Annotated in this window: 11 protein-coding genes and 1 tRNA gene; 8 read left to right on the forward strand and 4 right to left on the reverse strand. The window is 65.3% G+C overall.

Annotation, left to right across the window (positions count from 1 at the left end; all coding sequences use genetic code 11):
• Window positions 1-44 precede the first annotated feature (44 nt).
• Both AACH00_RS05520 and AACH00_RS05525 read left to right on the forward strand, forming a co-directional pair.
• Complete coding sequence (locus tag AACH00_RS05520; protein ID WP_341398088.1) at window positions 45-1,964, forward strand: peptidylprolyl isomerase; 1,920 nt, start codon at window positions 45-47, stop codon at window positions 1,962-1,964.
• A gap of 45 nt (window positions 1,965-2,009) precedes the next feature.
• Window positions 2,010-2,085 (forward strand) — tRNA-His (locus tag AACH00_RS05525).
• 69 nt (window positions 2,086-2,154) lie between these two features.
• Here the strand turns inward: AACH00_RS05525 and AACH00_RS05530 are convergent.
• The 3 genes from AACH00_RS05530 to AACH00_RS05540 all read right to left on the reverse strand — a co-directional run bounded on the left by AACH00_RS05530 (window position 2,155) and on the right by AACH00_RS05540 (window position 6,335).
• Window positions 2,155-4,500 (reverse strand): sensor histidine kinase, encoded by a 2,346-nt coding sequence (locus AACH00_RS05530; protein ID WP_341398089.1) that lies wholly within the window; start codon window positions 4,498-4,500, stop codon window positions 2,155-2,157.
• A 13-nt stretch (window positions 4,501-4,513) separates the two neighbouring features.
• Window positions 4,514-5,260, reverse strand: a complete 747-nt coding sequence (locus AACH00_RS05535) for a LuxR C-terminal-related transcriptional regulator (RefSeq protein ID WP_341398090.1) — start codon at window positions 5,258-5,260, stop codon at window positions 4,514-4,516.
• Window positions 5,261-5,354: 94 nt separating this feature from the next.
• Entirely contained in the window at window positions 5,355-6,335 is a 981-nt protein-coding gene (locus tag AACH00_RS05540) for an NADPH:quinone oxidoreductase family protein (protein WP_341398091.1), read from the reverse strand.
• Between the two features lie 137 nt (window positions 6,336-6,472).
• On the opposite strand from AACH00_RS05540, the gene surE reads away from it, so the two are divergent.
• From surE to rlmD, 4 genes are all read left to right on the forward strand, one after another.
• Window positions 6,473-7,252: a 5'/3'-nucleotidase SurE gene (gene surE, locus AACH00_RS05545; protein ID WP_341398092.1), complete on the forward strand. Its 780-nt coding sequence runs from the start codon at window positions 6,473-6,475 to the stop codon at window positions 7,250-7,252.
• Window positions 7,249-8,064 (forward strand): protein-L-isoaspartate(D-aspartate) O-methyltransferase, encoded by an 816-nt coding sequence (locus AACH00_RS05550; protein WP_341398093.1) that lies wholly within the window; start codon window positions 7,249-7,251, stop codon window positions 8,062-8,064. Before surE ends, AACH00_RS05550 begins: the two co-directional genes overlap by 4 nt.
• A 64-nt stretch (window positions 8,065-8,128) precedes the next feature.
• Entirely contained in the window at window positions 8,129-8,986 is an 858-nt protein-coding gene (locus AACH00_RS05555) for a peptidoglycan DD-metalloendopeptidase family protein (RefSeq protein ID WP_341398094.1), read from the forward strand.
• Between the two features lie 76 nt (window positions 8,987-9,062).
• Window positions 9,063-10,412: a 23S rRNA (uracil(1939)-C(5))-methyltransferase RlmD gene (gene rlmD / locus AACH00_RS05560; RefSeq protein ID WP_341398095.1), complete on the forward strand. Its 1,350-nt coding sequence runs from the start codon at window positions 9,063-9,065 to the stop codon at window positions 10,410-10,412.
• Window positions 10,413-10,481: 69 nt separating this feature from the next.
• Here the strand turns inward: rlmD and AACH00_RS05565 are convergent, their stop codons facing one another.
• The gene (locus AACH00_RS05565; protein WP_341398096.1) at window positions 10,482-11,177 is read right to left on the reverse strand and encodes a Bax inhibitor-1 family protein; all 696 of its coding nucleotides are present in this window, start codon (window positions 11,175-11,177) and stop codon (window positions 10,482-10,484) included.
• Between the two features lie 300 nt (window positions 11,178-11,477).
• Here AACH00_RS05565 and carA point away from each other — a divergent pair, with 300 nt between their 5' ends.
• Both carA and leuE read left to right on the forward strand, forming a co-directional pair.
• Complete coding sequence (gene carA / locus AACH00_RS05570; RefSeq protein ID WP_341398097.1) at window positions 11,478-12,650, forward strand: glutamine-hydrolyzing carbamoyl-phosphate synthase small subunit; 1,173 nt, start codon at window positions 11,478-11,480, stop codon at window positions 12,648-12,650.
• Window positions 12,651-12,683: 33 nt separating this feature from the next.
• Window positions 12,684-13,325: a leucine efflux protein LeuE gene (gene leuE / locus AACH00_RS05575; RefSeq protein WP_341398098.1), complete on the forward strand. Its 642-nt coding sequence runs from the start codon at window positions 12,684-12,686 to the stop codon at window positions 13,323-13,325.
• Window positions 13,326-13,353 lie beyond the last annotated feature (28 nt).

Raw genomic sequence — 13,353 nt, forward strand, 5'->3', positions numbered from 1 at the left:
CTTTGTCGTTTCTGGGCAGCCCGCCTCCTACAAGGTTTGGATACATGTTCGATTTCGTTCGCGCACACACCCGTCTCCTGCAAGGCTTGCTGGTCTTGCTGATCTTCCCGTCCTTCGTGTTTTTCGGGGTGCAGGGCTATTCGAGCTTCACCGACAAGGCCAACAGCTCGGTGGCATCGATCGACGGCTTGTCGATCAAGCAGAGCGAACTCGAGGCGGCTCACCGCCAGCAGATCGAGCGGCTGCGCCAGCAGATGCCGCAAGCCGACATCAAGATGTTCGACACGCCCGAGATGCAGCGCCAGACGCTGGACGCCCTGGTGCGCGAGCGGGTGCTGATGACTTCGGTCGTGAAGGACCATCTGGTGGTTTCTGACACGCGCCTGCAGCGCCTGTTCAAGACCGACCCCCAGTACGCTGCACTGCGTGATGCTGACGGCTACGTGAACCAGGCCTTCCTGGCTGCCCGCGGCATGAGCTCCGAGATGTTCGCCGAACAACTGCGCCAGGACTATGCGATGCGCCAGGTGCTGGCCGGCGTGACCGACACCCCGTTGAGCGGCAAGACCGTCACCGACGGTGCCGTGCTGGCGCTGCTTGACCAGCGCGACGTGCAACTCCAGAAGTTCGACGCCAAGGACTACCTGGCCAAGGTTTCGCCGACCGATGCCGACATCGAGGCGTTCTACAAGTCGCACACGGCCCAGTTCCGTTCGCCGGAAGACGCCAACATCGAGTTTGTCGTGCTGGACCTTGCTGCGCTGAAGAAGCAGGTCACGGTGAGTGACGATGACCTGCAGAAGTACTACGCTGAAAACGCGTCGCGCTACACCAGCCAGGAAGAGCGCCGTGCCAGCCACATCCTGATCAACGCGGCCAAGGACGCACCGGCCGCTGAGCGTGAAAAGGCCAAGGCCAAGGCCGAGGCCCTGTTGGCCGAAGTCCGCAAGGCTCCGACCACGTTCGCTGCGGTTGCCAAGAAGAATTCGAACGACCCCGGCTCTGCCGACAAGGGTGGCGATCTGGACTTCTTCGGTCGCGGCGCGATGGTGAAGCCGTTCGAAGATGCGATCTTCTCGATGAAGGCCGGTGAAATCTCGAACGTCGTGGAGTCGGACTTCGGCTTCCACATTATCCAGATGACGGGTGCGCGTGGTGGTGAGCGCAAGTCGTTCGAATCGGTCAAGGCCGAGATCGTGGACGAAGTCAGCAAGCAACTGGCCCAGAAGCGTTACGCCGAAGCAGCTGAGCAGTTCAGCAACATGGTTTACGAAATGCCGGAAAGCCTGCAGCCTGTCATCGACAAGCTCAAGCTGAGCCGCCAGGCCGCCACCGTTCGCCGTCAGGCAGCGCAAGGCGCCACCGGCCCGCTGGCTTCCGCCAAGCTGCTGGAGGCGCTGTTCTCTACGGATGCGCTGAAGAACAAGCGCAACACCGAAGCCGTGGAAACCGGCCCGAACCAGCTGGTGTCGGCCCGCGTGGTGGAGTACCACCCCGAGCGCGTGCTGCCGTTGGTTGAAGTGCGTGCCCAGGTGCTGGAGCAGGTCCGCATCGAGCAGGCCGCCAGTGCTGCCCGCAAGGACGGCCAGGCGCGTGTGGAGGCGCTGAAGAAGTCGCCTGAAGACAAGCTGCCGCAAAGCCTGATGGTGTCGCGTACCGGCGCCCAGGGCCTGCCGCGCCAGATCATCGATGCTGCCCTGCGCGCTGATGTCAGCAAGGGTGCTGTCGCCGTCGGCGTCGACATGGGCAACCAGGGCTTCGTGGCCATGAAGGTGGTGCGTCAGGTGCCGCGTGAAGCCACGGACGCCGACGTTGAACGTGCCCGTCCGTATGTGGCGCAGGCGCTGGCGGCTGCCGAGTCGGCTGCCTTTCTGGAGGCGCTGAAAAAGCGCTTCAAGGTGGAGGTCAAGTTGCCTGCCGCCACCGCTGCTGCAGACGCAGCCGCAAGTTCTGCAAAGAATTGACCGAAGGCCTGAAATTCAGGCTATAATCATGGTCTTGATTCGGTGGTGGCTATAGCTCAGTTGGTAGAGTCCCAGATTGTGATTCTGGTTGTCGTGGGTTCGAGTCCCATTAGCCACCCCACCCAATATCAGTGAAAAGGCCCGCAGCGATGCGGGCCTTTTTGCTTTGGCAGCCGGGTTTGACTGAGCCTCAACAGGCCGCAGCCTTTTTGCTGCCCGGTGAGGTGAGCTCCGGGATCACGACCTGGCACACGATGCCGCGCTCTTCGCGCTCCCGCCAGGTGACGGTGCCGCCCATCAGCTTGACGCGCTTGCGGATGCCGCCGAGCCCCAGACCATGCGACCACTTCTCGGGTGTTCGTCCGCTGCCGTCATCGATCAGGTCGATCGTGAAGGTGCCCTGGTTCAGTCGGCATTGAATCTGCACGCTCTTCGCGTTCGAGTGCGAGATCACATTGCTCACCAGTTCCCGCAGGATGCGCGTCAGCGATGACCACTGCACCATCGTCAGCGTGATGTCGTCGTCGTAACACGCCTGCCAGACCAGCTCACAGCCGATCGCTGACAGTCGTTGGGCGATGTCGGTTTTCCACTCGGCGGAGGCCAGCGTCAAGGCGTGTTTCTTGGCGGCCAGACCACGCGTCAGCGTCTTCAGATCCTGCAGGGTATGGCGGACGTAGTCTTCCATTTCCTTGCTGGGCGCCTTGTACATCAGGGTCAGCAGGCGGGCGCCGATGTCGTCGTGCAGGTCCTGGGCGATGCGCACGCGCTCTTCGCTGCGGCCTCGCTCCACCGCACGGTCATGGGCGAGTGCCCGCATCAACTGCTCGAGGATGCGGTCAGCGAGACGGGCATCTTCCGGGGTGAACAATCGCTTGCCGCGCTCGGCGAAGCGCAGCGTCACCAAGCCGTCGACCGCCGGCCCGTGCATCAGGTTGGGAAGCGGCACCAGCAGCACGGCGCCGTTTCCGAGGATGCGGCTGTACTGGGCACGGCCTTCGCCCCGGCTGGTTTCAAGCGGCTCGAAAACATTGCGCAGCAACTCGATCATGCGGTCGGCTGCGCGTTCGGGGCGGGCTTCCACCTCGCGCGCGATGCGGTAGAGGTGCTCGAACATGCGTTCGGTGGTCAGCGCCCGCGCGCCCATCATCTGCGACACCAGCCATTGCCGAAGCGCCGCATACGCCCCCAGCGCCAGGAACAGCGACAAGGTGAGCGAAGCGAACTGGCTGAACGAGAACGCCGCCACGAACAGCAGGTCTACCGAGGTGGCGACGGTGCTGATGCCCGCCAGCATCGCGAATTCGCGCATCACGTTCTGCGAGCGGGCGATGAACGGCACGAGCAGGATCAGCGAGGCGAAAAACACGCCCCAGATCACGGGTGCCACGGCGGCCACCGGCTGCATCTCCGGTGGCATCAGCGGCATCATGGCCACGGCCAGCGACAGCAGCAGCAGAGAGGCTTCGGTCACCAGACAGAAGCGGCGCATGACCACCGCAAACGGGTGTGGCGATACCCGGTTCGCCCAGCTCAACAGCCCGATGCAGAGCAGGCCGGTCAGCAGCATCAGGCCCTGTGCCCACCACCATTCATGCGCGAGCACGCCGCCGAGTGCCAGCGCACCATAGGTACCCACGCCCACCCACATGCCCGCGACAAGCAGGTTCTGCCAGAGAGAGCTGCGCGACGCCGCAGCGTGCAGGATCGCGCCGCAGGTGACGAGGTCGAGCAGGGTGCGGAAGACACTTTCGTGCGCGACCAGCGCCACTGGCAATGCCAGCGCCGGCACGGAGGACACGGCACCCAGCAGCAGTTGCGTGGCCTGCGCGTGGGCCATCACGGCGTAGAGCCAGTTCCTGAAGCGGGGGTGTACCAGCGGCACGATCCAGCCGACCAGGAACAGCACCATCGCAAAGCCGCACATCAGCCAGAACATGGCGCCGAGGGCGCCGTAGCCGCGCGGCCGCGTGGCCACCGGCACTTCGCTGCCGTCCCAGAAGACGAGCGTTACCTTTCCGGCCTCTACAGCCTTGGCGCTGGCCACGCGCGCGGCCAGCAGATCGTGCCGCAAGGCGTCTTCGGTGATCCAGCGTGCGCTGTGAGCCAGGGCCAGCACGTTCAGGTGCGTGATCTGCCCGTCGGGTTCGCGGATGCCGTCCAGCTCGGCGCCGATGTGGGCCTGGAGCGCCTGCACCGGGCTGGCGATCAATTCAAGGCGCCCCTCCGGGCTGCTGCGCCACTCTGCGGGCAGGTGGGGCAGGTTGGCCATGGCCCGCGCCAGCAGGAACACCGTGAGACAGCCGATGACAGCGGCCAGCAGCAAGGCTTGTCGCCGCCAGCCAATTCGAACCATGGATTCCAGGCCGGCTGCACCGGGCGGCAGTCCAGGCTGGCCTTGGTCCTCCGAGCCTGTGTCTTCAGTTCGCTGCGCGCCAAGCGGCGCCGGCTGGCGCGGAGGCGGGAGGTCGCTGATGTCGTTCGCGGTGGCGGGTGTCTCGTCTTCCGCGGGGCCCGGGTACTGCTGCGCGCTCATGGAGGCAGGGTGGTCAGACCAGGCCCTGCTTGCTGGCCAGCACGGCAGCTTCAGCACGGCTGGACACGTTGAGCTTGCGGTAGATGGACTTGATGTGGTCGTTCACGGTGAACCACTTGATGCCCATCAGGTTGGCGATTTCCTTGATGGTGAAGCCCTTGCTCAGGTAGGTCAGGACTTCAATCTCGCGAGGGGTCAGGTGCGGTAGTTCAACGGTGCGCTCCATCGGCACCGGCTTGCTGCTGCTGCCGGGCAGGTAGGCCGAGGTGAGCGACGAGTTGACGGGCGAGGGCGGCGCCGAGCCCGCAGCCAAGCCTTGGCGGAAGTGGGTGAGCAGGCGGCGTGCAATGGCGGGCGACAGCGGAGGCTGCCCGAGCACGATCTTGCGCAGCTCTTCCACCAGCACCTCGAACCGGTCTTCCTTCAGCAGGTAACCGTCGGCGCCGCATTGCAATGCCGGGAAGAGGTGGTCGTCGTCTGAATAAAGCGTGGTGACGACCTTGGTGGCGGGGTACTGGGTCAGCTCGGCCAGCAGCTCGAGGCCGTTGCCATCAGGCAGCTCGAGGTCGACGAGCATCAGCTTGAACGGATCAGCGCCATGCAGGCCTTGCGGGCCGGTCAGGGAGATTTGCGCGCGAGCGGTTTCCAGGTCGCCGGCTTCGGTGATGGTGATGGGATCGCTGAAAGCTTCCCGCAACACCCGCGAGAGAAAGTCGCGGGCGACGGGGTTGTCCTCGAGGATCAACACTTTCACGGTCATGCTTGGTCCCTTGGTGCTGGCGTGGTCATTTTTTCCATGCTAGCAGCGGGGGTGTCTGACCGGTAGCCCCCGAACAGGGGGCCATACAACACCGTCAGGCCGGGTTCCTGAGCACGATCTTGCCCCGGATATCGCGGGCCGACAGCCGGGCGAAGGCCGTGGCCACGTCACTCATCGGCAGCACGGTGTCGATGACGGGTTTGACCTTGCCCTGGGCGTACCACTGAACCAGCTGGCCGAGCGATGCGGCATTGGCCTTGGGCTCGCGCCGCACGAAGTCGCCCCAGAACACGCCCACCACCGACGCGCCCTTCAGCAGCGGCAAGTTGAAGGGCAGGGCAGGAATGCCGCCGGCCGCGAAGCCGATGACCAGATAGCGCCCGCGCCAGGCGATGGATCGGAAGGCGGCCTCCGCCAGCTCGCCGCCAATCGGGTCATAAACGACATCAGGGCCTTTGCCATTGGTGAGCGCCTTGAGGGCGTCGCGCAGCGAGATGGTGGTGTAGTTGATGGTCGCATCCGCGCCAATGTCCAGGCAGAGCTGGCATTTCGCATCGCTGGAGGCCGCCGCGATCACGGTGGCGCCCGCCGCCTTGGCGATCTGGATGGCGGCGGTGCCCACGCCGCCTGCAGCGCCGAGCACCAGCACCGTTTCGCCGGCTTGCAGCGCCCCGCGGTCCATCAAGGCATGGTGCGAGGTGCCGTAGGTGAAGGCAAACGCCGCAGCGTCGACCATGTCGAAGCCCGGCGGCAGGGGCAGTGCCTGCAACGCGTTGACCACGGCGTGGGTGCCAAAGCCGCCGGTGCTGGAGATGGCCGCCACGGTCTGCCCGACGCTCAGGTGCCGCACGCCTTCACCCACGGCGTCCACCACGCCCGCAAATTCGGAGCCGGGCACAAACGGCAGCGGCGGCTTGATCTGGTATTTGCCTTCCGTGATCAGTCGATCGGGGAAGTTCAGGCTGGCCGTCTGGATGGCCACGCGGATTTCTCCGGGGCCGGGTTCCGGCTGTGCCATGGGTTGCCAGACCAGGCTGTCAGGTCCGTCGGTGGTGCTGCAAAGCCAAGCGTGCATGTCGGGTCTCCTCGTTTGGTCCGGAATGTTGAGCATGATCGCAGCCGCCAGTGGCGCCTGTCGTCACCAATGCGACGACTTGCGGGTTTGTCGGGGGTGGCGTCAAGGGCGGGGCGCCGCTCCCTACAATGGGTCGCATGCGAATCCTCATTGCGAACGACGACGGTTACCTCGCTCCCGGCATTGCGGCCCTGGTGCAGGCTTGTCAGGGGCTCGGCGAGATCGACGTGATCGCGCCTGAGCAGAATGCCAGCGGCACCTCGAACTCGCTGACGCTCGGGCGTCCGCTGTCGGTGCATGAAGCGCACAGCGGCCCGCAGAAGGGGTTCAAGTACGTCACCGGCACGCCCTCGGACAGCGTCCACATTGCCTTGACGGGCCTGATGCCGCACCGCCCGGATCTGGTCTTGTCCGGCATCAATCAAGGCGCCAACATGGGCGACGACACGCTGTATTCCGGCACCGTGGCCGCCGCTATGGAAGGCTTCCTCTTCGGCGTCCCCGCCATTGCTTTCTCGCAGGTCGAAAAGGGATGGGCCCATCTGGACGAAGCCGCTGCGGTGGTGCGCAAGGTGGTGGAGTCGGTGCTGCCACTGATCGTGCCAGGGCAGCGCATGGCCGCGCCCTGGCTGCTCAACGTCAACATTCCCAACCGGGCCGATGCAGCGCAACTGCCTTGGGCCACCACGCGGCTGGGCCGGCGCCACGCCAGCGAACCGATGATCCGCCAGCTGAGCCCCCGCGGCGAGCCCATCTACTGGATCGGCCCGCCCGGCGATGCCCGCGAGGCTGGCGAGGGCACCGACTTCCATGCGGTGGCCAACGGACAGATTTCCATCACCCCCCTGCAAACCGACCTGACCGACCATGCCCGCATGGGCGACTGGGCGCAGCGCCTGGGCACGCGGCGTCCATGAACGATTCCTCAGACAAGCCGCGGGGCCGGTTTCCGGCCACGCTGCACCAGGTGGCGCCGGGTGCGAAACCGCGGCCCGAGCCTTTGCGGCCGCAGCGGTTGTTGCAGGAGGCGGCACAAGACGCCCGACGTCTGACGGTGTCGAGCGGGCTGGGTCTGGACAACCCGGCGATGCGTCAGCGCATGGTCGCCCGCCTGCGGGCTGAGAGCGTGCACTGCGAGCCGGTGCTCAACGCGATGCTGCTCGTGCCGCGCCACCAGTTTGTCGATTCGGCGCTGGCTACCCAGGCCTATGAAGACACCAGCCTGCCGATCGGGCTCGGGCAGACCATCTCCAAGCCGTCCGTCGTGTCGCGGATGATCGAGTGGTCCTTCCTTGGCGAGCGCGCGCGGCAGACTGGCCACCTGGGCCGGGTGCTTGAGATTGGAACCGGTTGCGGCTACCAGACCGCGCTGTTGTCGCAGATGGCCACCCAGGTGGTGTCGATCGAACGCCTGAAGCCCCTCCACGAGCTGGCGGTCAGGCACCTCACGGCCCTGCAGGTACCCCGTTGCCGGCTGCTGTATGGCGACGGCATGCTGGGCCATCCGCCACAGGCACCCTACGACACGATCATCTCCGCTGCGGGCGGTGAAGACGTGCCTGCCGCCTGGCTGGCGCAGTTGGCGGTGGGCGGGCGGCTGGTGGCGCCGGCGCGCACGCCGGACGGTCGCGGTCAGGTGCTGGTGGTCATTGACCGCCACGCTGAGGGCTATCACCGCTCCGTTGGCGAGATGGTGCAGTTCGTCCCCTTAAAATCGGGCGTTGAATGAATCACAGGGACAACACATGGGCATGACCGTGAACGCGCGTCGATCGGCAGGGGTTTGGGGTGCGATGGCATTGCTGTTGCTGGTGACCGGCTGCGCGGCACCCCGTCACCCGGCGCCGGTTGAGGAGCGCTCCGGGGCCGCGCGGCAGTCGGGCAGCAAGCCGGTTGCGTCGACGGAAGCGTCGAAGCCGACTGCCGCCACGCCCGTGGTGGAAGCCAAGCCGGGCACCTACATCGTGAAGCCCGGTGACACCCTGATGCGCATCGCATTGGAATCTGGCCAGGGCTGGCGTGATCTGGCCCGCTGGAACAGCATCGAGAACCCCAACCTGATCGAGGTGGGGCAGGTGCTGAAGGTGGTGCCGCCTGCTGGCGAAGCCGTGGTCAGCACCAAGCCTGTGACGGCGCCGCGCGTTGACGCCAAGCCGCTGGATGCCAAGCCAGGTGCCGCAGGCGCCAGCGCTTCGGCCGCCAGTTCGGCCAGCGGTGCTGCCTCGTCTGTAACGTCAGCCGCGTCTGCATCAGCGCCGGTGGCGGCCCCCAAGGACGCTGAGGACGACATTCCGTGGGCCTGGCCTGCATCCGGCCCGGTGGTCACCTCGTTCGATGAGGTGCGCAGCAAGGGCCTGGCCATTGGCGGCAAGGCCGGCGACGCCGTGCTGGCGGCTGCCGACGGGCGCGTGGTGTACGCGGGCTCGGGTCTGCGTGGTTACGGCAACCTGGTCATCGTCAAGCACAACGGCACCTACCTGACGGCCTACGCCCACAACCAGACGCTGCTGGTCAAGGAAGACCAGACCGTCAAGCGTGGGCAGAAGATCGCCGAGATGGGCTCGTCTGATGCGGAGCGCGTGCAGTTGCACTTCGAGATCCGCCGCCAGGGCAAGCCCATCGATCCTGCCAAGCTTCTGCCTGCGCGCTGAGTAACGGCCACCCCCATACAAGGCCGCCTGCGGGCGGCTTTCCTGTTTGCAGATCCAACCACGGATAATCACGCCCATGACATTGAAGGACGAATGGCTGACCGTCGAGTCGCTCGACATGGACGCCCAGGGCGTGGCCCGCAACACCGAAGGCAAGGTCGTGTTCATCGAAGGCGCCTTGCCGGGTGAGCAGGCGCTTGTGGACGTGGGCCGCAAGAAGAACCAGTGGGAACAGGCCACCCTGCGCGAGCTGCGCCAGGAAAGCGCCCAGCGCGTGAAGCCCGGGTGCCCGCATTTCGGTCTGCATGCAGGTGCCTGTGGCGGCTGCAAGATGCAGCACCTGCATGGTGCCGCCCAGGTGGCCATCAAGCAGCGCGTGCTGGAAGACAACCTGTCGCACCTTGGCAAGGTCAAGGCCGAGCGACTGCTGCGCCCGATCGAAGGCCCGACCTGGGGTTACCGGTACCGGGCGCGCCTGTCGGTGCGCTGGGTGGCCAAGAAGCAGACGGTGCTGGTGGGCTTCCATGAGCGCAAGTCACGCTACGTGGCCGACATGCAGCAGTGCGAGGTGCTGCCGCGCCATGTCAGCAACATGCTGATGCCGCTGCGCGAATTGGTCGGCTCGATGGATGCGCGTGAGCTGCTGCCGCAGATCGAGCTGGCCATCGGCGACGGCGTGACGGCGTTGGTGGCGCGCAATCTCGAGCCGCTGTCGGAGGCCGACAAGCAGCGCCTGCGCGACTTTGCCGCCGTGCATGGCGTGCAGTGGTGGCTGCAGCCCAAGGGCCCGGACACGGTGCATCTGCTCGACGAAGGTGGCCCGGAGCTGGCCTACACGCTGCCGGAATTCGGCCTGCGCATGCCGTTCAAGCCGACCGACTTCACACAGGTCAACCACCACATCAACACGGTGCTGGTCGGGCGTGCGCTGCGTCTGCTGGACGCTCAGCCGACCGAACACGTGATCGACTGGTTCTGCGGCCTCGGCAACTTCACATTGCCGATCGCCACGCGCGCCCGGTCGGTGCTGGGCATCGAAGGCAGCGAAGCGCTCGTGGCTCGTTCACGCCAGAACGCTGCGCTGAACGGACTGGCTGACAAGGCGCGCTTCGAAGCACGCAACCTGTTCGAGCTGTCGCCCGACGATCTGGTGTCCTACGGCCAGGCCGACAAGTGGCTGGTTGATCCGCCGCGGGAAGGCGCGTTTGCGCTGGTCAAGGCGCTGGCTGATCTGCAGACCGAGCCGCGCGAGGGCTGGACGCCGCCGTCGCGCATCGTGTATGTCAGCTGCAACCCGGCGACGCTGGCGCGTGATGCGGGCCTGCTGGTGCATGTGGCGGGTTATCGCTGCGTGATGGCGGGGGCGGTGAACATGTTCCCGCACACGGCACACGTCGAAAGCATGGCGGTGTTCGAGCGCGCCTGAGTCGCTTCGCCGCGCCAATGAAAAAGGGGCTCCGAGGAGCCCCTTTTTGATTTTCAGCCGTTGCCGAGATCAGTCGCGCTCGCCACCCAGCACGCCCAGCAGCACCAGCAGGTTCTGGAACACGTTGTAGATGTCAAGGTATATGGCCAGCGTGGCAGAGATGTAGTTCGTCTCGCCGCCGTCGATCACGCGCTTGATGTCGTAGAGCATGAACGCCGAGAACAGCGCGATGCACACCGCCGACAACGTCAGCATCAGCGCGGTGGACTGGAAGAAGAAGTTGATCAGACCGACCGCGAACACCACGACCGCGCCGATCATCAGGAACTTGCCCATGCCCGACAGGTCACGCTTGATGACCGACGCCAGCGTGGCCATGGCGAAAAACACACCAGCCGTGCCGCCGAAGGCAATCATGATCAGCGACGTGCCGTTTTTGAAGCCCAGCACCATGCCGAGCAGGCGGGCGAGCATCAAACCCATGAAGAAGGTGAACGCCAGCAGCACCGGCACGCCGGCAGCCGAGTTCTTGGTCTTCTCGATGGCGAACATGAAGCCGAACGCGCCGACCATGAACACCACCAGGCTCATGCCCGAACCCATGGCGGCTGAAATTCCGGTGGCCACACCCAGCCAGGCGCCCATAACGGTCGGCACCATCGACAGGGCCAGCAGCCCGTAGGTGTTGCGCAGCACGCGGTTGCGCTGTGCCGTCGACGAACCGCCGGCGGAAATGTCTTGCACCATGTGCAGGTCTTGATTCATGGAACCTCCAGAAATGATCCGGCATACAGCAGCAATGCCATGCCATGCGGTGTGAGACACCATTGCGACGATTCTAGTTCCCGTGCAGTGCGGAATCGTCAGGCAGAGGCCCTTTGATCGGTGTCAGACTGGCGTCATCAGGTGGAGTCGGCTATACTCAGCGGGTTTACCCCAAAACATAAGCCGCCCAGCGAAATCTCGCTTTTGACCTTCCTTGCCGAGCCCGGCGTTGACGCTTCCGACGTGAGACGGACAGCGCGCGGGCAGCGGGCTGGGCGTGCGAACACCGGAGTTCCCCCCTTGCTGCCCGTACTGCCCCCCGCAATCCTTGCACTCGCAGACGGCACGGTCTTTTCCGGCACCTCGATCGGCTCTAACGGCCACACGGTCGGTGAAGTGGTGTTCAACACCGCGCTCACCGGCTACCAGGAAATCCTCACTGACCCGAGCTACTGCCAGCAGATCGTCACCCTGACGTACCCGCACATTGGCAACTACGGCGTCAACTTCGAGGACGTCGAGGCGCAGAAAGTCCATGCCGCTGGCTTGATCATCAAAGATCTGCCGGTCCGAGTCTCGAACTTCCGTCAATCGCAGACGCTGTCCGAGTACCTGTGTGCCGAAGGCACCGTGGCCATTGCCGACATCGACACGCGTCGCCTGACGCGCGTTCTGCGCACCACGGGCGCCCAGAACGGCTGCATCGCGACGTTCGCTGTTGGTCATGAAGTGACCGAGGCCGACATCGCCGACGCCATCGCCCGCGCCAAGGGCGCGCCGAACATGGCGGGCCAGGATCTGGCGCAGGTGGTGACGGTGGCTCAGCCCTACGAGTGGGTGGAGACCGAGTGGAAGCTGGCCCGCGAAGACGGCACGCCCGGCTACGGCACGCTGACCAACCCCAAGTTCCATGTCGTGGCCTATGACTTCGGCGTGAAGCGCAACATCCTGCGCATGCTGGCCGAGCGCGGCTGCAAGGTCACGGTGGTGCCGGCCAAGACGCCTGCTGCCGACGTGCTGAAGTACCAGCCGGACGGCATCTTCCTGTCGAACGGCCCGGGCGACCCCCAGCCTTGCGACTACGCGATCGAGGCCGCCAAGACCCTGATCGACACCGGCATCCCGACCTTCGGTATCTGCCTGGGTCACCAGATCATGGCCCTGGCTTCAGGCGCCAAGACCTTCAAGATGAAGTTCGGCCACCACGGTGCGAACCACCCGGTGAAGGATCTGGACAACCAGCGCGTGTCGATCACCAGCCAGAACCACGGTTTTGCGGTGGACGCTGACTCGCTGCCGGCCAACCTGCGCCCGACCCACATCAGCCTGTTCGACGGCACGCTGCAGGGCCTGGCCCGCACCGACAAGCCGGCGTTCTGCTTCCAGGGTCACCCGGAAGCCTCGCCCGGCCCGCACGACATTGCCTACCTGTTTGACCGGTTCACCGGTCTGATGGCGGACAACAAGCGCTGAACGACACCGAGCGACATCGAAGGACACGCGGCTGTGCTGGGCATCACTGACCTTGGAACCTACGTGCTGGGAACGATCGCCATCGTTCTGCTGCCGGGGCCGAACTCCTTGTTCGTGCTGTCGGTGGCGGCGCGGCGCGGTGTGCGGCCCGGTTATGCCGGTGCCTGCGGCGTGTTCCTCGGCGATGCCATCCTGATGCTGCTGGCGGCCCTGGGTGCTGCGTCGCTGCTGAAGGCGGTGCCGGCGCTGTTCCTGGTGATCAAGGTGGTGGGTGCCACCTACCTGGGTTGGCTGGGGGTGCAGTTGCTGATCGGTGCCTGGCGGCGCTGGCGCGGTCAGGTGTCTGCTGACACCACCGCTGCGCTGGATCTGAGCCAGCCGTTCCGCAAGGCGCTGTTCATCAGCCTGCTGAACCCCAAGGCCATCCTGTTCTTCGTGTCGTTCTTCATCCAGTTTGTCGATCCTGCCTACCCGCAGCCTGCGCTGACCTTCCTCGGGTTGGGGCTGATCGCGCAGACCTGCAGCGCCGTCTACCTGTCGGTGCTGATTTTTGCTGGTGCCCGGTTGTCCGCAGCGTTCGCTGCCAGACGCCGCACCGCCAGCCTGGCGGCCTCCGGTGTCGGAGCGCTGTTCCTTGGCTTCGGTGCCAAGCTCGCCACGGCCAGCATCGGCTGAGCCCGCGCTCGAACAATTTGAAAAGAAA

Source organism: Ideonella margarita, from assembly GCF_038066635.1.
GTDB lineage: Bacteria > Pseudomonadota > Gammaproteobacteria > Burkholderiales > Burkholderiaceae_C > Ideonella > Ideonella margarita.